Origin of the sequence: Coleofasciculus sp. E2-BRE-01 (genome assembly GCF_040221695.1) — a bacterium.
In the GTDB taxonomy this organism is placed as follows: domain Bacteria; phylum Cyanobacteriota; class Cyanobacteriia; order Cyanobacteriales; family Coleofasciculaceae; genus Coleofasciculus.
Genome location: NZ_JAVKEA010000098.1, coordinates 50,700 through 68,967, shown reverse-complemented (window position 1 = coordinate 68,967; position 18,268 = coordinate 50,700). Strand labels below are relative to the sequence as shown.

At 45.4% G+C, this 18,268-nt stretch carries 18 protein-coding genes and 5 pseudogenes; 14 read left to right on the top strand and 9 right to left on the bottom strand.

Going from position 1 to position 18,268, the window contains the following annotated elements; translation table 11 throughout:
* Positions 1-124, top strand: a pseudogene (locus tag RIG66_RS12235) (IS630 family transposase); the annotation flags it as partial.
* Positions 125-188: 64 nt separating this feature from the next.
* Positions 189-986: a DUF3153 domain-containing protein gene (locus RIG66_RS12230; protein WP_446378370.1), complete on the top strand. Its 798-nt coding sequence runs from the start codon at positions 189-191 to the stop codon at positions 984-986.
* A gap of 165 nt (positions 987-1,151) precedes the next feature.
* Here the strand turns inward: RIG66_RS12230 and cobS are convergent, their stop codons facing one another.
* The gene (gene cobS / locus RIG66_RS12225; protein ID WP_446378368.1) at positions 1,152-1,943 is read right to left on the bottom strand and encodes an adenosylcobinamide-GDP ribazoletransferase; all 792 of its coding nucleotides are present in this window, start codon (positions 1,941-1,943) and stop codon (positions 1,152-1,154) included.
* Positions 1,944-2,337: 394 nt separating this feature from the next.
* Between cobS and RIG66_RS12220 the strand changes: the two genes are divergently transcribed.
* The 4 genes from RIG66_RS12220 to RIG66_RS12205 all read left to right on the top strand — a co-directional run bounded on the left by RIG66_RS12220 (position 2,338) and on the right by RIG66_RS12205 (position 4,770).
* Positions 2,338-2,790, top strand: coding sequence for a hypothetical protein (locus RIG66_RS12220; RefSeq protein WP_006102097.1), 453 nt, complete (start codon positions 2,338-2,340; stop codon positions 2,788-2,790).
* Positions 2,791-2,853: 63 nt separating this feature from the next.
* Positions 2,854-3,978, top strand: a complete 1,125-nt coding sequence (gene tgt, locus RIG66_RS12215; RefSeq protein ID WP_446378366.1) for a tRNA guanosine(34) transglycosylase Tgt — start codon at positions 2,854-2,856, stop codon at positions 3,976-3,978.
* A 214-nt stretch (positions 3,979-4,192) separates the two neighbouring features.
* Complete coding sequence (locus tag RIG66_RS12210) at positions 4,193-4,462, top strand: type II toxin-antitoxin system ParD family antitoxin (RefSeq protein ID WP_446378364.1); 270 nt, start codon at positions 4,193-4,195, stop codon at positions 4,460-4,462.
* Positions 4,459-4,770 (top strand): type II toxin-antitoxin system RelE/ParE family toxin, encoded by a 312-nt coding sequence (locus RIG66_RS12205; protein WP_446364314.1) that lies wholly within the window; start codon positions 4,459-4,461, stop codon positions 4,768-4,770. Before RIG66_RS12210 ends, RIG66_RS12205 begins: the two co-directional genes overlap by 4 nt.
* A 192-nt stretch (positions 4,771-4,962) precedes the next feature.
* Here the strand turns inward: RIG66_RS12205 and RIG66_RS12200 are convergent, their stop codons facing one another.
* From RIG66_RS12200 to RIG66_RS12180, 5 genes and pseudogenes are all read right to left on the bottom strand, one after another.
* Positions 4,963-6,069, bottom strand: a complete 1,107-nt coding sequence (locus RIG66_RS12200; protein ID WP_446378362.1) for a mechanosensitive ion channel family protein — start codon at positions 6,067-6,069, stop codon at positions 4,963-4,965.
* A gap of 200 nt (positions 6,070-6,269) precedes the next feature.
* Entirely contained in the window at positions 6,270-7,664 is a 1,395-nt protein-coding gene (locus RIG66_RS12195; protein ID WP_446378360.1) for a collagen-like protein, read from the bottom strand.
* A gap of 384 nt (positions 7,665-8,048) precedes the next feature.
* Positions 8,049-8,183, bottom strand: coding sequence for an ATP-binding protein (locus tag RIG66_RS12190; RefSeq protein ID WP_446378358.1), 135 nt, complete (start codon positions 8,181-8,183; stop codon positions 8,049-8,051).
* Positions 8,168-8,971: pseudogene (locus RIG66_RS12185) on the bottom strand (PAS domain S-box protein); the annotation flags it as partial. The pseudogene RIG66_RS12185 and the gene RIG66_RS12190, both read right to left, overlap by 16 nt.
* Positions 8,972-8,992: 21 nt before the next feature.
* Positions 8,993-9,538 (bottom strand): PAS domain-containing protein, encoded by a 546-nt coding sequence (locus tag RIG66_RS12180; protein ID WP_446378356.1) that lies wholly within the window; start codon positions 9,536-9,538, stop codon positions 8,993-8,995.
* Positions 9,539-9,929: 391 nt separating this feature from the next.
* Between RIG66_RS12180 and RIG66_RS12175 the strand changes: the two are divergent.
* From RIG66_RS12175 to RIG66_RS12155, 5 genes and pseudogenes are all read left to right on the top strand, one after another.
* Positions 9,930-10,415: pseudogene (locus tag RIG66_RS12175) on the top strand (glutathione S-transferase N-terminal domain-containing protein); the annotation flags it as partial.
* Positions 10,416-10,552: 137 nt separating this feature from the next.
* Positions 10,553-10,849 (top strand): annotated as a pseudogene (locus RIG66_RS12170) (hypothetical protein); the annotation flags it as partial.
* Positions 10,843-11,783 (top strand): annotated as a pseudogene (locus tag RIG66_RS12165) (AAA family ATPase). The pseudogenes RIG66_RS12170 and RIG66_RS12165, both read left to right, overlap by 7 nt.
* Before the next feature lie 2 nt (positions 11,784-11,785).
* On the top strand, positions 11,786-12,028 hold the full coding sequence (locus tag RIG66_RS12160) for a DUF3226 domain-containing protein (protein WP_446378354.1): 243 nt from the start codon (positions 11,786-11,788) through the stop codon (positions 12,026-12,028).
* Positions 11,986-12,237, top strand: coding sequence for a DUF3226 domain-containing protein (locus tag RIG66_RS12155; protein ID WP_446378352.1), 252 nt, complete (start codon positions 11,986-11,988; stop codon positions 12,235-12,237). Before RIG66_RS12160 ends, RIG66_RS12155 begins: the two co-directional genes overlap by 43 nt.
* Positions 12,238-12,342: 105 nt before the next feature.
* Here the strand turns inward: RIG66_RS12155 and RIG66_RS12150 are convergent, their stop codons facing one another.
* Entirely contained in the window at positions 12,343-12,555 is a 213-nt protein-coding gene (locus tag RIG66_RS12150) for a hypothetical protein (protein ID WP_446378350.1), read from the bottom strand.
* Between the two features lie 369 nt (positions 12,556-12,924).
* On the opposite strand from RIG66_RS12150, the gene mgsA reads away from it, so the two are divergent.
* From mgsA to RIG66_RS12135, 3 genes are all read left to right on the top strand, one after another.
* On the top strand, positions 12,925-14,232 hold the full coding sequence (gene mgsA, locus RIG66_RS12145) for a methylglyoxal synthase (RefSeq protein WP_446378348.1): 1,308 nt from the start codon (positions 12,925-12,927) through the stop codon (positions 14,230-14,232).
* 301 nt (positions 14,233-14,533) lie between these two features.
* On the top strand, positions 14,534-14,878 hold the full coding sequence (locus tag RIG66_RS12140; protein WP_446378346.1) for a DUF4870 domain-containing protein: 345 nt from the start codon (positions 14,534-14,536) through the stop codon (positions 14,876-14,878).
* A 3-nt stretch (positions 14,879-14,881) separates the two neighbouring features.
* On the top strand, positions 14,882-15,628 hold the full coding sequence (locus RIG66_RS12135; RefSeq protein WP_446378344.1) for a 4'-phosphopantetheinyl transferase family protein: 747 nt from the start codon (positions 14,882-14,884) through the stop codon (positions 15,626-15,628).
* 62 nt (positions 15,629-15,690) lie between these two features.
* Here the strand turns inward: RIG66_RS12135 and RIG66_RS12130 are convergent, their stop codons facing one another.
* Entirely contained in the window at positions 15,691-16,011 is a 321-nt protein-coding gene (locus tag RIG66_RS12130) for a hypothetical protein (protein WP_446378342.1), read from the bottom strand.
* Positions 16,012-16,630: 619 nt separating this feature from the next.
* On the bottom strand, positions 16,631-18,247 hold the full coding sequence (locus tag RIG66_RS12125; protein WP_446378340.1) for a mucoidy inhibitor MuiA family protein: 1,617 nt from the start codon (positions 18,245-18,247) through the stop codon (positions 16,631-16,633).
* Positions 18,248-18,268: the final 21 nt, after the last annotated feature.

Below are 18,268 nucleotides of genomic sequence, written 5' to 3'. Positions count from 1 at the left end.
TCGGCTTTTTGAATCCATTGAAGAGTTAGAATCTTTGTTGCATCAACTTTTAAATGAAGACAAGCTAGTTATTAACTGGGGGCGCAAACTGAAAAATAAGGGTAATGCTCTTATCACAGTTTAAATGCATGACAGCTTATTCCCAGGAATACAGCAAAAATACGATAATAGGGAAAGGAGTAAATTTGGTGAAGCCAGGATTGATAAATAAATTTTCGGTCGTTCGTTCCGTTCTCAGTCGCCTACGGATGATTGGGGTTGTTCTGCTGGTGTCATTACTCCTGTCTGGCTGTGTCAAGTATGATGTTTTAGTGAACGTCAAGGATGAAAACCACGGCGCGATTGTGCAGCAAATCCGCTTGGGAGAACAACTGAGAAGTTTTAGTAATGCTCAAGCAACTGAATGGCTCAAAAGTATTGAACGACGTGCTAAGGAACTCCACGGAAAAACGACGCGCCGTTCTCAGCAAACACTTGTAGTAACAATTCCATTTAGTAATGGGCAGGAATTAACCACTAAGTTTAACCAATTTTTCAACCCAGTCAACCCCACTCCTAAAAGTGCTAAGGATAGGGGGAACGTTGATTTACCGAGTCTTGACTCGACATTAAGTCTGGATCAACACAGCTTTTTCGTGGTGCAACGGAATCAGTTAAACTATGAGCTGGATTTGCGATCGCTAGCTGTGCTTTCGGCAAATGGGAGTGTAATCGTTAGTCCGGGTTCACTGTTGGATTTGCAGTTTAGTTTGCAAACGCCTTGGGGGGCAAACATTCTTGATTTAGGGGATAATACGATTACGCCCCAGATTTATGAGGATGAACATCAGCTTGTGTGGACTCTGATTCCGGGTCAACTGAACCGCCTAGCTGTGGTGTATTGGGTTCCTAGTCCTCTGGGAATTGGAACGATTGTAATTGTACTGTTGGTGTTGGGTGGTTTTTGGGTTAAGTATAAGTCATTTCCCGGAACATCAACAGTTTGACACTCCCTAACTCTTTTGAAGGGCGGGTTTAGTCAAGTTATCAGTTTGGTGCAAAATGTTATCTGTAAAACCCGCCCCTACACCCCCCGATCTCAGCGCTCTTCACCTTAAGTTGACACCAATGGGCATTGCCGTACCCCTACTTTCACCAATACGTTGCCCAGCTTAGACAACTATTGTCAGTAAACACAATAATAAGGCTTCTGTCCATTCCACCACCGCCCCATAAGTATCCCCGGTATGTCCTCCCAACTGGCGGTAAAACCAGAACCCGGTCAAAAGCGCGATCGCACATCCTCCTCCGGCGCTAATTATCGCTAACTTCAGACTACCTCTATTCCCGATTAAAGGTAATCCACATACCCCCAGGAGTAAAAATGCCCCCCACAGACTATCAATCGGCACCCGAATCCCTTGTTGATGAAATGCGCCTTTTCCTGTGGGTTTCAGGTACGGATAAATCGAAATTGCCACGACTTGTCCCCAGCGCCCCCATCCGGCTACAGTCATTAATGCCAACCAGCGATGAGTCTCAATATCCGTAAGCGCCGCCATTTTTAGTAAAAGTAGCGCGATCGCTGCCATCGCCCCAAACGCCCCAGTAACGCTATCTGCCATCACCTCCAGCCGTCGCTGAGGATCTTGTACACCTAAGCCATCTGCCGTATCCATCACGCCATCTAGATGTAATCCTCCGGTGAGTGCTACCCAACTCACCACGATAATTCCACTCCGGGTCAAGTGGGGCATACCCCAGTGTTGCAACAGAGCGTCTAGCATAGCTAATAGAATGCCAATAAATAGTCCTACGACAGGTGCCCAACGGGCAATGCGCTCAAAGTCTAACCCCCAACTCATGGGAATGGGGATACAAGTATAAAAGGTGATAGCACCCAACCAAGACTGCCAGGACTTTTGCACCGCTTGCCACATCGATTGAACTCTAAACCACTTCATGGAGAATAATCTAATCTAGAGGGACACAGGTGCAGGTAAGCCCGGAAGCACGGGGATACAGGTGTCACAGAGATATTGAGTGGCTCAGGATTTGGGTTCATAGTTTACTACACAGAAATTTACGTATATTGTCCGATGAATAGCGGGTGAATATTGGGATAGTATGGTTTAGTAACCCTACTGTAATACCCGTAACACTCAAGTATTTCAGATGATAATCCACTGGCACGAGCCCGTGGATGAATTTCTGATTCTTGATTGCCACAGCTTCTGACTTGCCTTTAGCTGAGCAGTCGCTAAAATCGAAGCATTAGGTTTTTCAGTCGGGTTTTACACGAATGCCAATACTCTTTGCAAGGCAATATCAGCCCCTTATGCATCATAGGCTTTACCCATGAGTTATCATCAACCTCCACGCCGACTTCCCGCCCCTTGTATCATTGATACGGGCATTATTATCAATAAGCAAGACATGGGACGCCTACTCACTGATTTGGGTCGCGTCCGCTATATTCACACCATCGATAGCAACAAGCAAAGTGAGGGAGAAGGATATGTGCTGGAAGTCTTTGCCGATTCCCGCCGTTCTACCCTGATTGCGAATCAAGCTATCTACATCAATGTCCAGAGTTTTGATTACTTGCAACTGCATCAGACGCCGGAAAAGCAGGCTTATTTTGATTTAGTCCAGGATAACCGTCGGCTAAGGCTGATTCCCTTATCCAACCCTTTACATGAGCAATCGGTGGAAACCCTCAACGCCGAAGCCCTAGAAGCCATGGTCACCCAGGTACTCAATGCCAGGTGGGATGTACAAATTGATGATGAGGGGGAATGTCCGTTCTAAACCGCCAATAAAAGAGATGATCAGCCACAATAATCAAAGCATGATCACGAACTCTTAACCCCATTGGCTCAAACATACAATTCATTTTCCTTTCAATGTCAGGCATGGTGCAGCCAAACCAAGGCACGCGCCGGATTACTGCACAGTCCCCATGGTCTGATTGAAACGCCCCGGTTTATGCCCGTGGGTACTTTGGCAACGGTCAAAACTCTAACTCCTGCCCAGTTAGAAGCAGCACAAGCCCAAATTATTCTCGCCAATACCTATCATCTGCACTTACAACCCGGAGAAGCGATTGTCCAGCAAGCGGGAGGACTGCATCAATTCATGGGTTGGCAGCGCCCAATTTTGACGGATTCGGGCGGCTTTCAAGTTTTTAGCTTAAGTAAATTGCGACAAATTAGCGAAGAGGGTGTGGTTTTTCGCTCCCCTCGGGATGGACGGTTAATTAATCTCACCCCAGAACGGTCTATTGCTATCCAAAATGCGCTAGGGGCGGACATTATTATGGCATTTGATGAATGTCCGCCGTATCCAGCGAGTCGGGCGGAGATTGAGGCGTCATTGGAACGAACAGATCGCTGGCTGAAGCGCTGTATCAATGCTCACACTCGTGCGGATCAGCAAGCTTTATTTGGTATTGTTCAGGGCGGTGTGTATCTGGATTTGCGTCGTCAGGCGGCTGAGTCGTTGGTGTCTTTGGATTTACCGGGGTATGCCATTGGTGGGGTGAGTGTGGGGGAACCGGTGGACTTGATCCATGACATCGTGGCGGCGACGGCACCGTATTTACCCGTTGATAAGCCACGGTATTTGATGGGGGTGGGGACTTATCGAGAAATGGCACGGGCGATCGCATCAGGTGTGGATTTATTTGATTGTGTGATTCCCACGCGCTTAGGGCGTCACGGGGCGGCGTTGGTTCAGGGGGAACGCTGGAATTTGAAAAATGCTCGGTTTCGGGAGGATTTTACGGCGTTGGATTCGACTTGTCCCTGTTATTGCTGTCAGAACTTTAGCCGCGCCTACTTGAGTCATCTGGTGCGATCGCGGGAAGTTTTGGGTTTTATGTTAATCTCCCTGCATAATGTGACGGAGTTGATCCGCTTTACCCAAAGTATTCGAGAGGCGATTTTACGGGATACCTTTACCACAGATTTTGCGAGATGGCTAGTGCAGCGGGCATGAAAATACTTGAGCAGCTTCGTAGATACGATGAAGCTGGGGAAGCTGGGGGAGATATTAGCTGTTCAGTTATTTCTGCATTCTTGCACTAGTCCGGTCACCACCGCGAAGTATGACCGCCGGGGGGAGAAGGCGAAGCGACGGGCAGCGCAGCGTTTGGAATTTTAGTTCTAGAACTAGAATAGGAAGATCATTAACACGATATAGGGTAAAGTCAATGAATGTGTCTTTAACTCCAGAACTTGAGCAGTTTCTTCAACGCCAAGTAGAGGGCGGGAAATACAAATCACCCCAGGAGGTTATCCTGGCTGCACTTAGGGCGTTTGCTGAACGGGAACGTATCTATAAGGGGCGCTTTGAGGAATTGAGGGGGGAAATTATGGTTGGAGTTGAAGCGTCGAAACGGGGAGAGGTGGTTGATGGTGAGACGGTTTTTAGCCAACTCGAACAGAAGCTGCTTTTACGTCGTTCTCAAGAGGGTGAATGAGTAATATTTGCCAATTTACTGTTCCAGCTAGTCGAGATATTGAAAGTATTATCGATTATGTTGCTGATCAGAGTAGTTTGGGTGCAGCGGAGCGTTTACTTAAGAAGATTAATCAAAAGTGTCGGACGTTGGCTAGTTTTCCGAACATGGGGCGGAGGCGGGATGAGCTTTTACCTTCGTTGCGAAGCTTTCCTGTTGGTGATTATTTAATTTTTTATCAACCAATTGAGGATGGGATTGAGATTTTGCGGGTTGTTAGTGGCTATAGAGATTTAGAGGCGCTGTTCTCAGATGAAGATGGGGAGTAAGAAACTGAAATATACCTACAAATTAAGCCGAAACCTATATTTGCCGATTGTTTACGCAAATATAGGTTTTTGTCCACAGTCCAATTATGACTGTAACTTGGTATTATATGATGTCCGGCAAATCACCCATAATAAAAACATCTCCCCCTCACCCCCTCCTCTGCCTTCTGCTATATTACGCCAGCCAACGGTTTAGGGTTTGCCATCAGCGACCAAAGCACTTAAAGAATCGCTAATTTCTCCGGTGTTGAGATTTCCCAAATAGGTGACTTGGGTGGGGTAAGCAAACTCAATCTGACGCGCTTCAAATTCCTGTTTCAGATGTAAATTAAGCTGCTGCTGGATATCCATATAGAGGTTGTAATCACTGCTTAAAACATAATAAACAACCTCAAAATTCAAGCTAAAATCCCCATAATCGCTAAAATGCGCTCGGTCAAAAGTGGTATTATCTAGATTTTCAACAATACCTTGGACAATTTCAGGAATGAGCTGGAGTTTTTCTTGAGACGTTTCATACAGCACGCCAAACTTAAATGCTACCCGTCGTTTGGGCATCCGCTTATAGTTGCGAATCCGCGAACTGGTTAAATCGGTGTTGGCAAAAATGAGTTGTTCTCCACTTAAACTCCGCAGACGAGTCGTTTTAATGCCAATATGTTCGACTGAACCGAGGAAATCGCCAACAATGATAAAATCTCCCAATTCAAAGGGACGGTCAAACAGGATCGAGAAGTAGCTGAATAAATCCTGGAGAAAGCCTTGAGACGCTAAAGCAATCGCCACACCCCCAATGCCTAATCCAGCCACAACAGCGGAGATATCAAAACCCAGATTATCTAACAAAAAGACAATTCCCAGCGCCCAAATTGCAATTCGAGCCGCCGGAATTAACGCATCAAGCGCCTGTTGCACCGTTTCACTTTGGCGGCGAGTTAGCCAATATAGCCGGAAACCGTATTCCACCAGGGAAACCAAGAGGCGAATCCCTAGAATCGTGGCAACAATCAACGTCAAAACGTCAATCACCTGATCCAGAATCGGATGTAAGGTGAGATTGGCAATTGCCACATAAAACGTGCCAACGTAAAGGATAGGAATCACGGCTCGTTCAATCATCTGGATCAGGGAATCATCCAACTGAGTTGTCGTTTTCGCCGCCCAGCGTTTGAGCCGTCCTACAATCACTTGGCGGAGAATTTTGATCAGAAAAATTCCCACAACTAAGATGACAAAGGCGATGAGATAGTCTATGACTTGATTGTATAAAAACGTAACCTGTAAGAAATCTGGCGTCATGAACTCCTTAAGCGAATTATACTGAATCCCTATCAGGATTTATGGTTTTTCTCAATCATACATCAATCCTAAGACATAAATTTGGTGAAGTTGAAAGTTTGGAGTTTGTAGTAAGGGCTTTAGCCTGTTATAAGTAGTGGCGTAGTCCATAAGCTGTCATACAATTAAATTGGGTATTAGTAGCGAGCCAGACTACAAACTTATCGAATTTCCCCGCGCCAATTCATTTCCTGTTGGGCTGAGTTTCCCGCAAAGGAACGAGTCGCGACTAACTCAATTTCGATCGCGACTCCAGGACGTAGGTATTCAGCTTCTATGGGGAGTTTGCCGATTTCTAGCGTGTAGCGGTTGTTATGGCGAGTGACAAGTTCTGCTGGAATAATCCCTTCATACCGAGTTCTGTAATTATAGAAGCGACGGAAGCGATCGCCTGAATTGGCGGTGCGGTATTTTAACCAGAATTGGGTGTCTAACAAGTCAGACTTTCCGGCTAAGTCCACCACACTAAAGGTTAACGCTGAACGATTTCCGGCAAAATCTGCCCGCGTTAGTTGGGTGGCTTCCTGTTTCAGTAGCGCATTGGTGACGACAAACTGGATTACATTTTCCTGTGGCATCATTTTGCCATCAAACCAAACGTCCTCCGGTAAGGATACATCAATGCGTCGGTCAGATTTAAGACTGAGGGATATGGGTTGATTATAAAAGTCGGTAATCGCCCGGTCTGCATTCCAGACTAACTCAAAAGACCGTTCTAAGCGTCCGATAAACTCCCGATACTGGTTAGCAATGATTGAATTGGGTGCGAGTAAGGCGGTTGCACCACTACGAGTTTGCCATTGATTCAGAGAGAGTGCGATCGCGCCGTTTTGCAGTTGGGGTAGAGTAACGGTAGCGGTGGGTTTGTCTGGGGGTAAGGCTTCAGTACGATTAATTAATGTCAGCGTCCCCATGCTTCCGTCTTTTCCGTCTTGACCATCTCGACCATCGCGACCATCGTCACCCTCTTCGCACTCGAATCGCTCAGTTTCACAGTCTTCCTCACCATTGTCTGACTTTTTGGTACAGGTTTCTATCTCCCAACTGCGGTCATCACAGTCACAGCCATCACCCCCATAAGCGCCGCGTCCAGAACGTCCACCACGTCCGCCAACGGAACGTACATAGATTTGTTTCAAATCCTCTCGATTTGTATAATAAACCGTCAATGATCCACCATTCCCACCATCACCGCCATTACCGCCATCACCGCCTTCGCCCCCATCTGCGGCTTGCAGATCATAATCAACCTTTCGTGGCTGTCGGGAACAATCTCCATCTTCACCCCGTTTTCCATCATCCCCATCACCGCCGTCTCCTCCCGACAACTCCAGATTAATCGGAGAACCATCTACAAAAATTGTCCGATTTTCCCCATCTCGTCCCCGTCTCCCCGCACGTCCATCTGTACCATCTCGACCATCTTGTCCAAAGTCTCGTTCTGGATGACGACTCCACGCAACTAAGGGACAGAAGAGGGAGTTTGAGGTGGGAGGAAAAACAAAGGAGAATGTCAGGATTAGTAGAATTAGTGATAGCTTCCCAGAGACATGCATTAGCATCGATAGAATTCTGCAACCTGGGGAAAAAATTCCCCAGTCAAGAGATGACTGGGGTGTAGGGGAATTGGTTCCGGATTGACCCTTTACCACCTGCAAGGGAACCGGGTTTGTAGGGGCGTGTTTAGGGATTACTGTTGATTGTTTTCCCTAACTTGGCTGCAAAACCCACCCTTTTTTAATCGTACTAATACCTAATATCATGTCCTGACGATTACCCATAATTGCAATGCGGTAATAACAAGGGTTTCAGGCGTTTTTAGTCGGGGTGTTTGACCGGACATAATATAACACCTAACACCTGTTCCCTGTTACACACCGAGCGAAGTCGAGGTGTTCCCTGTTCCCTGACAAATAACGATCACCTTTAACAGTCTCTACCTACGTAATAACAGGTAACTCAATTTCAAAGGTAGTACCCTCACCCTCGACGGAGTGAAACTGAATTTGACCGCCATGTTTCTCAACCACAATTTTATAGCTAACCGATAAGCCCAACCCTAGGGCTGTTCCCACAACTTTTGTCGTGAAAAACGGGTCAAATAGTTTTTTTTTTCCACCTCACTCATCCCACAGCCATTATCAGTAATGCGAATGACCACAAAATCTTGCGCCTTTGGATAATTTTTGAGTGTTGAGTTTTGAGTATTGAGTGTTGACCTTTCACGACCTTCGAGGGCAGGGTTTTGACCCTTCGGTTCAATCAAGGGCAGGGCTTTGAATTTTAACTCTTCGCTTTGCTCATCTGAAACTGGGTTGGTAATATGATTGAGCCAGAAATTAGCCCCGTTCAAAAATTCCTGTGCGACGTAACCCAGAATATTCGCGACATTTTCACTAATATAGGTCAGCTTATAATTTGGATCAGGCTGGGTGCTAAAAATCACCGCAGGGCTGGAAGTGAGTAGATATTGCAAGTGTTGCTGATGTTGACGTAATTGATCTTCGGTGGATTTGCGATCACTAATATCTTGAATCTGGGCGATAAAGTAGAGAGGTTGATCCTGGGAATCGCGAACCAAAGAACCACTTAACAGAATCCAGACGATCTGCCCCTGTTTGTGGATATAGCGTTTTTCCAGTTGATAGAAGCGAATTTCACCCGCTAGTAATCGTTTTGCTAAGGTGACATCGGCGGCTAAATCGTCGGGATGGGTAATCGCGTGAAAGGTGGTGGCGAGTAATTCAGATTCCGAATACCCAGTCATCTCACACAGGCTTTGATTAACTTTCATGAAGCGCCCGTCTAAGTCAACCAGTGCCATGCCAATTCCGGCATAGTCAAAGGCATTGCGGAATCGTTCTTCGCTTTCTTGTAGGGCGGCTTACGCCTGGATAGATTGCTGAGTTTGCACCTCAATTTGACTAAGATTCTTAACAATGTGTAAAGCGCCCTGGATCTGTCCCCGGTCATCCCGGATACTGTGAAATGTAAGCTGATACTTATTGCGATCGCGGCGACTATCGCCAAATTCCTGAATGACGGTAAACTCTTCACCCCGTAGCGCCTGCCCCCAAATTTCCTGCGCGTTTGCTTGTTCTTGGGGTAAATGGGCAAGGGCTGCGATCAAACTCGTACCCCTATCAATTTCTCCACCAAAAATCTTGATAAATTCAGTTTTATACGCTTGATTAAAGGCAATATAGCGCCAGTTCAAATCCAGCGCCACCATTAGATCGGTGGTGTTATCCAGAATCGCTTGCAGTAGGAATGGATTGTCTCGCCTGATATTATCTGTTTCTGGAGGCTCAAACTCCATAGCCTCCACGGTGTCTGGGCTAAACGCTTGCAATTCCGCCTCAGCCTGCTGTAAGCGATCGCGCAGATCCTGTATTTCTTGTTGGAGTTTTGTTTTAACTTGCTCATTCATCTCCCTCTCCAACTTACTCAGACTTTGACCGTTCACTTGGACGTTTCAACTGTTAAAATAAAGTTTCATTTCTTAACAGTAAAACCGGGTTGACACGCTCAATCTAGCAAATGTATTAATGAACACTACTGAATTTTAATAAAAATTAACTTCGTTAAGGTTCTAACAATAAATAACCAAAAAAATCGAATCAGCTTAACTCGAAAAAGTGAAATTTTCGGGAAGAAATCATGCCTAATCAAGGTACTATTTAGGTATCACGTCCGGACTTTCAAGCGGAAGAGGAGATACTCAATCCGGGAAAACTCTACACCCCACACCTTAGATCCCAAGTAGCTTGTCACCCCTTCAGAGTGTATAGTCAAGGCAAAGGATGCAGGACAATTCAACCATGACACATCCCATCGATCTCTACTATGGACCCACACCCAACGGCTGGAAAATCAGCATTATGCTGGAGGAAACAGAAACCCCCTACAATCTCATTCCGGTAGACATCACCGCCGGGGATCAGTTCAAGCCAGATTTTCTTGCCATCAGTCCCAATAATAAAATGCCTGCGATCGTTGATCGCCAAGGATTTGAGGGTCAACCCCTATCCCTATTCGAGTCGGGTGCAATTCTGCTGTATCTAGCGGACAAAACCGGACAGTTCATTCCCAAACAGCCACGCGATCGCTATGCTGTAATTCAGTGGTTAATGTTCCAAATGGGAGGCGTCGGACCCATGCTGGGACAAACGCACCACTTCCGCCAATATGCACCGGAAAAAATCCCGTATGCGATTAATCGCTATACAAATGAAGCCACTCGCTTGTATCGCGTTCTCGATAAACAACTCTCCCAAGTCGAGTACATTGCTGGTGAGTATTCCATTAGGGTGGGTTTCGACTTCGCTCAACCCACCAGTTTTAAGTCAGTAACATTCCAATTAACCTAGAGATTTACTAATGGCATATAGCAGTTTTACCTTAGCTAAAGTCAAGGAAGATTTTGGCTTAACCGTTGATGAAACCAGTAATTACAATTACCGAAGCGAAGAATGAAAAAATTACCTCAGGCTTTGGTCAATGTATTGCCGAAATGGTCGCCGCCCAGATATTTAATCAAAGTGCTGGAAATAAAATTGATAAAATTTATGGTGCTGTAACAACGGGAACAGCTTGGCGGTTTTTGGTCTTAGAGGAACGTACTGTATTGATTGATCGGTTAGAATACTATATTAAGGAAGTCGATAAGATTTTGGAAATCCTCTTACAACCCATTCAAGCTTATTTATCCAAAAGCACCGGAGGGAATGAGATATGTTAAAAAATCTGACTATAAGAAATTTCCGCTGTTTCAAACATTTTGAGCTTCAGCAGCTTGGCAGAGTTAACTTACTTGTTGGTAAAAATAACAGTGGTAAGACATCAATACTAGAAGCCATCAAAATAAACTTTTCGTATCTATAGGCAAACAACCGATTGCTTCCAGAGCAGATTCAGAGATTGCCCCTGACGAATCTACCCGTGTAGTTGAAGAAATTTCAGATAACTTAATAGAACTTTTTTTGGAATTTTTGTGGACTGATGGCAATCAGCGAAAGGGGTGGAAACGTAGTTTAACCCCTAATGGAGGACTGCCATTAGATTATATTCGTATTATTGGCAATCTATCAAGAAATGAAGCAAAAAATAAATATATTACCTCATCACATTTAACAACAAAAAACATGATAGCTCTGTTTGATAATGTCGTTTTGACACCAGATGAACCGCTTGTCTATAAGGCACTTCAGACGATTGAACCCAAAATTGAGCGCCTTGCTTCTATTACATATGAAAGCCGCAGAACTTCAGAGTCTCGCAGTGGATTTGTCGTGCGTCTTGCTGACAGTGAACAGCGTGTCCCGATTGGAAGTATGGGGGATGGAATATGGCGGATGTTGGGTCTAGCATTATCAACGGTATGTGCTAGAGGTGGAGTATTGCTGGTTGATGAAATTGATACGGGACTTCATTTCACAGCGATGGAGGATATGTGGAAACTAATTTGTAAAACGGCAAAAGACTTAAATGTACAAGTTTTCGCGACGACTCATAATAGTGATTGTTGGACTAGCTTGGCTAGCCTTGCGAGTCAGGAACAAGACACTGAAGATGGAATTACAATTCAACGAATAGAATCAGGGAAAGAAACGGGTGTTCTTTTTACTGAACGTGAGATTGTCATCGCGGCTCAACGAGGGATTGAGGTACGTTAGAAATGGTAAGCAACTATTATCCGAAGAAGCTTATTGTAGAGGGAGATCAGGATAAACGAGTCATACCAGAGCTAATTGAAGCTAATGGAATTCCTTGGAGGAAAAAAGAGATAGGGAAAAAAGTCCCCTACATCGAATCCTATGGAAATGATGAATTTATTGATGCGGATGTAATCTCCACAGAACTGAAAGCGTCAGGATTATGCCCGATAACCAAAAACGAGGAATGTTGGAGACATTTTTAGCCTACATGATCCCCAATCAGAGTGAACCGTTTTGGCAATATGCCCAAGACGTCGTAACCGAAGCCAAACGTAGAGGCGCACCTTTTATAGATGCTCATCGTGATAAAGCGAATATCTACACCTGGCTAGCGTGGCAAAATCCACCTGGACGACAATTGCATAACGCTATCATGGAGCGTATTTTGAATCCCCAACATCCCCAACCTTAACCGTTTATGACTTGGTTTAAGAACTTGTACGACCTATGAGTTGACAAGTTTCCGGAATTAACCTTTAAAAATTATTACCATCTGAGAGGTTACTGTCTGAGTTTTTCACTCAACATACTTTTTTACGAGAAATGATACATCCTCTTGATAGAAATGCCTTAGTTCTTGAGCTTTATTGATAGCAGTTTTCATGTCATCATAAGGACCTGCCCAGAGGTAAGACTTCACTAATTGCTCATCACCAGTGAGTGACCCATACACCGTATAATAAACCCCATAAAGCGTATTTTGATCCGAGTCAATAACTTTTCTAAGCATAAGAGTTCCTCGATTGGACTTTCACACGAAATCGAATCGTAGTTTGCTGGATAAGACTGTATGATGCCTAACAGCGTAAAGTCAAATGTAGTGCGGCTGATTCCCCCGATAGACTTATCTGATGGAGTGATGGGGCAACAATTATCAAACTGTATCGAATTGAACATCGGCTCAAATAAATAACTGCTCCCAACTGCGCCAATTCTCTCTACACTAAGATGATTGGTATGCTGGTGGGCAATGCCCACCCTACAGCTTTAGAGTTTGTAGTCAGCGATGCGAGCGCTTCTGGCACGCTTTGTGCCTACTACAAAACCAGCTTAAGTCAGTGAGATTTACACTAATATATAAGAATTCCGCCTTCCCATCATGTCCCCAACCATTGCCTTAATTGCCCACGATCGCAAAAAAGATGATATTGCTAACTTTGCTAAACAATACACCCCCATCCTCTCCCGTTACCGGTTAATCGCCACCGGAACCACCGGACAACGCATTCACGACCGGAGTAAGTTAGAGGTAGAGTGTCTATTGTCAGGTCCTTTGGGCGGAGATGCCCAAATCGCAGCGGAAGTGGCTACAGGTCAGGTGGTTGCGGTGATTTTCCTCATCGATCCCCTGTACGCTCAACCCCATGAGCCGGACATTCAGGCATTGTTACGCATCTGTAATGTTCACAATGTCCCTCTGGCTACTAATCTTGCCACGGCTGAAGCAATTATCGCCAATTTTGCCAAAAATCGCTTTGCTTACCTGATTTTTAACCCTGTTTCGGGTCAAGGCAACGCTGAGAAGGATTTAACGCTGATTCAGCAGCTTTTAAAACCCCAACTGCATTTAGATATCCACTTAACGACGCCCGATCGCTCTTCGGTAGAGTTGGCGCAAGAGGCGATCGCATCGGGTGCAGATCTAATTATCGCCTCCGGTGGAGATGGCACAGTATCGGCTGTCGCAGGTGCTTTGATTGGTAGCCAGATTCCCTTGGGGATCATCGCCAGAGGAACAGCCAATGCCTTTGCGGGGGCGTTAGGTATTCCCACCACGCTTCGCGCCGCCTGTGAACTGATTTTATCAGGCATTACCCGGGTGGTTGATGCCGCCCGGTGCAATCAGCATCCGATGATTTTGCTAGCTGGGATTGGCTTTGAAGCCGAAACTGTAGAACGAGCGGATCGAGAGGCGAAAAAACGCCTAGGCGTCTTAGCCTATATTTTGGCAGGGATGCAGCAACTCAACGAACATAATGTTTTTGAGACAGAATTAGAGATCGCTGGGATTACCAGTCAATGTCAAGCCGCCGCCATTACCATCGCCAATGCTGCACCACCAACCTCTCTGATGGCACAGGGGATGGGACAAGTGATTGCCAATGATGGGTTATTGGAAGTCACGATTAATACTCAAAACACCAAAATCGAAGCCATGGATGCGATCGTGGATTTACTCGGTGCTGCATTAATGCGAAGAGCCGCCCGTCGAGAGGATACAATTTGTTTACGGACGGGACAAATTAAAGTCAACACCAATCCTCCCCAAAAAGTGGTTGTCGATGGGGAAATTATTGGCACAACTCCAGTCACGATTGAATGTATTCCCCAGGGATTAACCGTCATTGCTCCCCTGGAAGTGTCCAAGCCTGCCGATGAACAACCACCTGTCACTGAACCAGAGTGAATAAGTAGGTGGGGACAATTAAAGTGAATGGTGGGGATTGTCATTCGTCATTCGTCATTCGTCATACTCGCTTCGGGAGAAGCAAGCTACGTTTATGTAAGGATTTAAGGCTTGTCAACATGACTTAATAGGGTTAAGTTTATTTCCACCAACCTAAGCTGTTCGGCATTTAAACCTTAATGCCAACAAGGGCAAAATTCTTGGAGTGCGTTAAGCGAAGCCATGCCGCAGGCTTTGCATCTTGCTCGCTACTAATACTCAATTTAAATGCATGACAGCTTACTAATACTAGGAGTACCTGATGACTAATCAGCATGATCTCGATCAACGCAAGCTTTTATCAGCGCTATGCCATGGCTCAATCTTTTTGAGTTCAGTGCTTATTTCTGTGGCGATCCCCATTGTCGTTTTGTTCGTGACGGATGATCCCATTGTCAAGGCAAATGCCAAAGAAGCGCTAAATTTTCACATTAACCTCTATATCTATGCTTTTGTTTCTATCTTGCTAACCGTTGTCCTCATTGGCTTTTTATTCTTGGCGATTTTAGGCATCGTCAGTCTAATCATGCCAATTATTGCTCTAATCAAGGTTCTGGATGATCCCAACCAACCCTACCGCTATCCGTTTATTTTTCGCTTAGTCTAGGTGATGATGACTGGGAAACGTCTCTGGCATCCTCAACCCTCCACGTTAGTCCTCTCTACCCAGGAGATCCATGTCTGGCGGGCGGATCTCAATCAACCGATCGCCCAGATCGAGAGATTCGCACAACTCCTTTCCCCAGATGAACAGCAACGGGCAAAGCGATTCTACTTTGAGCGCGATCGCAACCATTTTATTGCAGGTCGGGGGATCTTACGGACAATCTTAGGTCGTTATTTAAATCAACCGCCTAATCAAATCCAGTTTGACTATAGTCCCCGTGGCAAACCCACTCTCGCAACGAGCAATTCTAATCAAACATTGGGTTTTAATCTTTCTCATTCTCATGGATTAGCCTTATATGCTCTATCATTAACTCTTGACCTGGGGATCGATCTTGAATATCGGCGTCCGATGCCTGATGCAGAGAAACTCGCACAACGTTTCTTTACGCCGAGAGAATATGCAGCAATTCGGACTCTGGCTGGGGATCAGCAACAACTCGCGTTTTTCAACGGTTGGACACGCAAAGAAGCCTATTTAAAAGCAACAGGTGATGGGTTAGCTAAGTTATCAGAAATTGAGGTATCTCTGATGCCAGGAGAGTCGGCTAAATTGCTGAGTATCGCGGGAGACTCTAACGCGGCGTCTCATTGGTCAATTTTTCCCCTAACCCCCGCATCAGATTATGTAGCGGCTGTTGCAGTATTTGGGCAGAATTGGCAGATCAAGCGTCTTGAGTTTGAACCTTAAGTTCCTGGACAAAGTATTAGACTAAACGTTCAGGTTGTTACAAATGACGAATGACGAATGACTTAAACTAACTCGACGCGATCGCAGATCGTTTGACTAAACAGCGAATCTTGCTCAACTTCTGGCGGGTGAGGGGGAGCCACTAGAATTACAGAATGATATTGAGAGACGATCACCTCTGGATCAAAAATAAATTCACTATAGTCAGCCAAATCATCCAATCCCAACACATTTAAAACGATCTCGGATAAAACCCAAGTCGTCACTTTGAAACATGCCTTTTTCCACTGCTTATGCCTATTCATCGGTTTTAGGCTCCTGCGATCGGTGGTTGAGATTTTGCCTTCTGGCTCGAAGATTGGTGTTTCGAGCAGTACAATCACTGTTAGTGGCTCAATCCCTACTGGTACATTCAGTGCGATTACCTTGATTTCAGCAATCTTTACAAAAACTTGTCCAGAACTTACGCATTCCTTTATCTGTAGAGACTGAATAATTGTGCGGAAGGCTACACATCTTAACTACACCCTGTTTCCTGCGTTAGTTCCTTGTTGATGCCAAGCCCTAAATACTCACAACTTGGCTTTCATTCAATACCCTAACTAAAGTTATGTAAAGCCTCACACCTTCAACCTGGCGCTTTAAGTAAAGTTTTGATGAAATTTAGCGTGGGGAGATAAAAATCAGCAATACCCTGCTAGTCGCCAGAGTTCCCAGGGAGATGGGGTGAGGGGGTGAGCAAGGGTAGGTTTTTTAAGATGGGGGTTTAGGCAAGACAAGGAAGACAGGTAGACCAGTAGACCAGTAGACAAGGAAGAGTGAGAACGAAAAATAGGGCGTTTCGGCTTTTAGAAGTTAGTTTGACCGAACCGAATTCTGTACGGTTTTCCCCCCTTGTCTTCTTTCCTTCCTTGTCCACCTTGTCTTGTCCCAACCATAAAATAAAAAACCTACACCTGTCAGGCTGGGGGTGAGGGGTTGAGAATGGGCAATACCGTACCCTTACACAGCTCCTTTCACCTCTGGCGCTGTTGCCACTTGATAAACTAGCGTGACTTTATGTTGAGAGTAGGGCGCGAGGGTCAATTTCCAGGTACAAAATCCATCATCATCGGCTTGAATTCCATTGGTCGTTTTTTTCGTTAAAACCTTCACCTTGACTTGCTCTAATTCTGACACCGGAACCCGCTCTGTTATTGTAATCTCTCTCGGTTCTGCCGCAATATTAGAGAGAAACAACTGGGTTTGTGTAATCACTCGTTTCCACTGAGTTAGATGGTCTTTTTCTGTTTTTTTCGTTTGGGTACGCTGCACCCGCATGGCTTCATCAGAACCCCATCCCAAGGCAAATTTTTCTCCGGGGGCGATGAATCCAATGGCAGTTTTGCCGACAAATTCTGATGAACGTACTAAGTCCACTGGTCCAGCGAGAATGGGACAGGTTGATGAATTAGTTTGTTGGCTTTTGAGGACAACTTGACAGGAGAGTTCTGGCATTAAGATATATTCAATCTCAGCCTTGGACTCAAAGGATAAAATTGGCACCCGATAAGGACGACCATCAGAGGGAATCGTGGCTTTTTGGTTAGGGCGAAGTGTCCGGACTTCGCCGCCATCATCAACACCAGGTAGGTTGACTGAATTGGTCGTTTCTCTCTGCGGAGTGGTGACACCTATACCCAGTCCAGTGGTTTGAATTTGCTGATTTCGAGTTTCAACAATAATTTGTTTTGATTTTTCTTTGACATTTAATTTGTCATCTGTTAGAAGAGGCGGTTCAGTCCCCAGAGATGCGCGGGCAGTGGAAAAGATTAAATCAACATTAGTCCAGTCTTCACCTGTATTTTGCCAGACACACCCATCCATCCGAAATGATAGGGTAGCTGGTGATGAAGCAGGATTAGTTGGGACTAGCAAACGGGCTTGATGCCAAGGACGCCATAAGGCATTGGGAACGACGTAATCGAAGGTAATTTCATAGTCTCCGGCTTCAGAAATCATTACATCGGATTCAATCTTGGCGGTGTAAATTGTATCGGGACGCGATAGGGATTGGAGGTGAGTGGTTATGTCATCAATTTGCCGTCTGAGTTGTGCTTGATGTTCACCGCTGCTTAAGATTTCTGTCCGCAATTCACGGAGTTGTTTAAACAGGGTTTGCAATTGTTCCCGCCAGGTTTTGGGATCAATTTGTCCCCAAACGGCATCAATGGGTAATTCTTGTAAGGCTTTGGTTAAGATGATATTGACTTGTTTAAAGGAATACTTCTGATGGTGAGAGTCTTCTGAAATGATGGCGAGGCGATCCTGGTGCGATCGCAACTCGTTATACAATGGTTGAATGTCTTCGGGTCGTTCTTCGTCTTTGACTAGCATCTGGCGACGAACGCGGACATCATTAATTCTGGCATTGTTATAGTTTTCTGCAAATTCTGCCCGCAGGGATTTATCGGAAAGCACTGGGGCGACATTTTCTACAGTGATGCGCCATAATCCTGATGTTAGATTGGCTTTGCCCTTGCGTTGCACTAAGGCGCGGTCTTCGAGTAGAGTAACGACACTGACGGGTGCGTCTAGGGTTAAGGATTGAATGTCTTGGTGCGTTGTAATTGATGACATAATTGACCTTTGTAAATTGTC

What these genes read in the sequence shown, in the direction of transcription:
- RIG66_RS12160 (WP_446378354.1), top strand. Translation starts at nt 11,786, where the DNA reads ATGGTAAGCAACTATTATCCGAAGAAGCTTATTGTAGAGGGAGATCAG.
- RIG66_RS12220 (WP_006102097.1), top strand. Translation starts at nt 2,338, where the DNA reads ATGAGTTATCATCAACCTCCACGCCGACTTCCCGCCCCTTGTATCATT.
- RIG66_RS12180 (WP_446378356.1), bottom strand. Translation starts at nt 9,538, where the DNA reads ATGAATGAGCAAGTTAAAACAAAACTCCAACAAGAAATACAGGATCTG.
- RIG66_RS12155 (WP_446378352.1), top strand. Translation starts at nt 11,986, where the DNA reads ATGCCCGATAACCAAAAACGAGGAATGTTGGAGACATTTTTAGCCTAC.
- RIG66_RS12125 (WP_446378340.1), bottom strand. Translation starts at nt 18,247, where the DNA reads ATGTCATCAATTACAACGCACCAAGACATTCAATCCTTAACCCTAGAC.
- RIG66_RS12195 (WP_446378360.1), bottom strand. Translation starts at nt 7,664, where the DNA reads ATGCATGTCTCTGGGAAGCTATCACTAATTCTACTAATCCTGACATTC.
- RIG66_RS12205 (WP_446364314.1), top strand. Translation starts at nt 4,459, where the DNA reads ATGAGTAATATTTGCCAATTTACTGTTCCAGCTAGTCGAGATATTGAA.
- RIG66_RS12135 (WP_446378344.1), top strand. Translation starts at nt 14,882, where the DNA reads ATGATGACTGGGAAACGTCTCTGGCATCCTCAACCCTCCACGTTAGTC.
- RIG66_RS12150 (WP_446378350.1), bottom strand. Translation starts at nt 12,555, where the DNA reads ATGCTTAGAAAAGTTATTGACTCGGATCAAAATACGCTTTATGGGGTT.
- RIG66_RS12210 (WP_446378364.1), top strand. Translation starts at nt 4,193, where the DNA reads ATGAATGTGTCTTTAACTCCAGAACTTGAGCAGTTTCTTCAACGCCAA.
- RIG66_RS12200 (WP_446378362.1), bottom strand. Translation starts at nt 6,069, where the DNA reads ATGACGCCAGATTTCTTACAGGTTACGTTTTTATACAATCAAGTCATA.
- cobS (WP_446378368.1), bottom strand. Translation starts at nt 1,943, where the DNA reads ATGAAGTGGTTTAGAGTTCAATCGATGTGGCAAGCGGTGCAAAAGTCC.
- RIG66_RS12140 (WP_446378346.1), top strand. Translation starts at nt 14,534, where the DNA reads ATGACTAATCAGCATGATCTCGATCAACGCAAGCTTTTATCAGCGCTA.
- mgsA (WP_446378348.1), top strand. Translation starts at nt 12,925, where the DNA reads ATGTCCCCAACCATTGCCTTAATTGCCCACGATCGCAAAAAAGATGAT.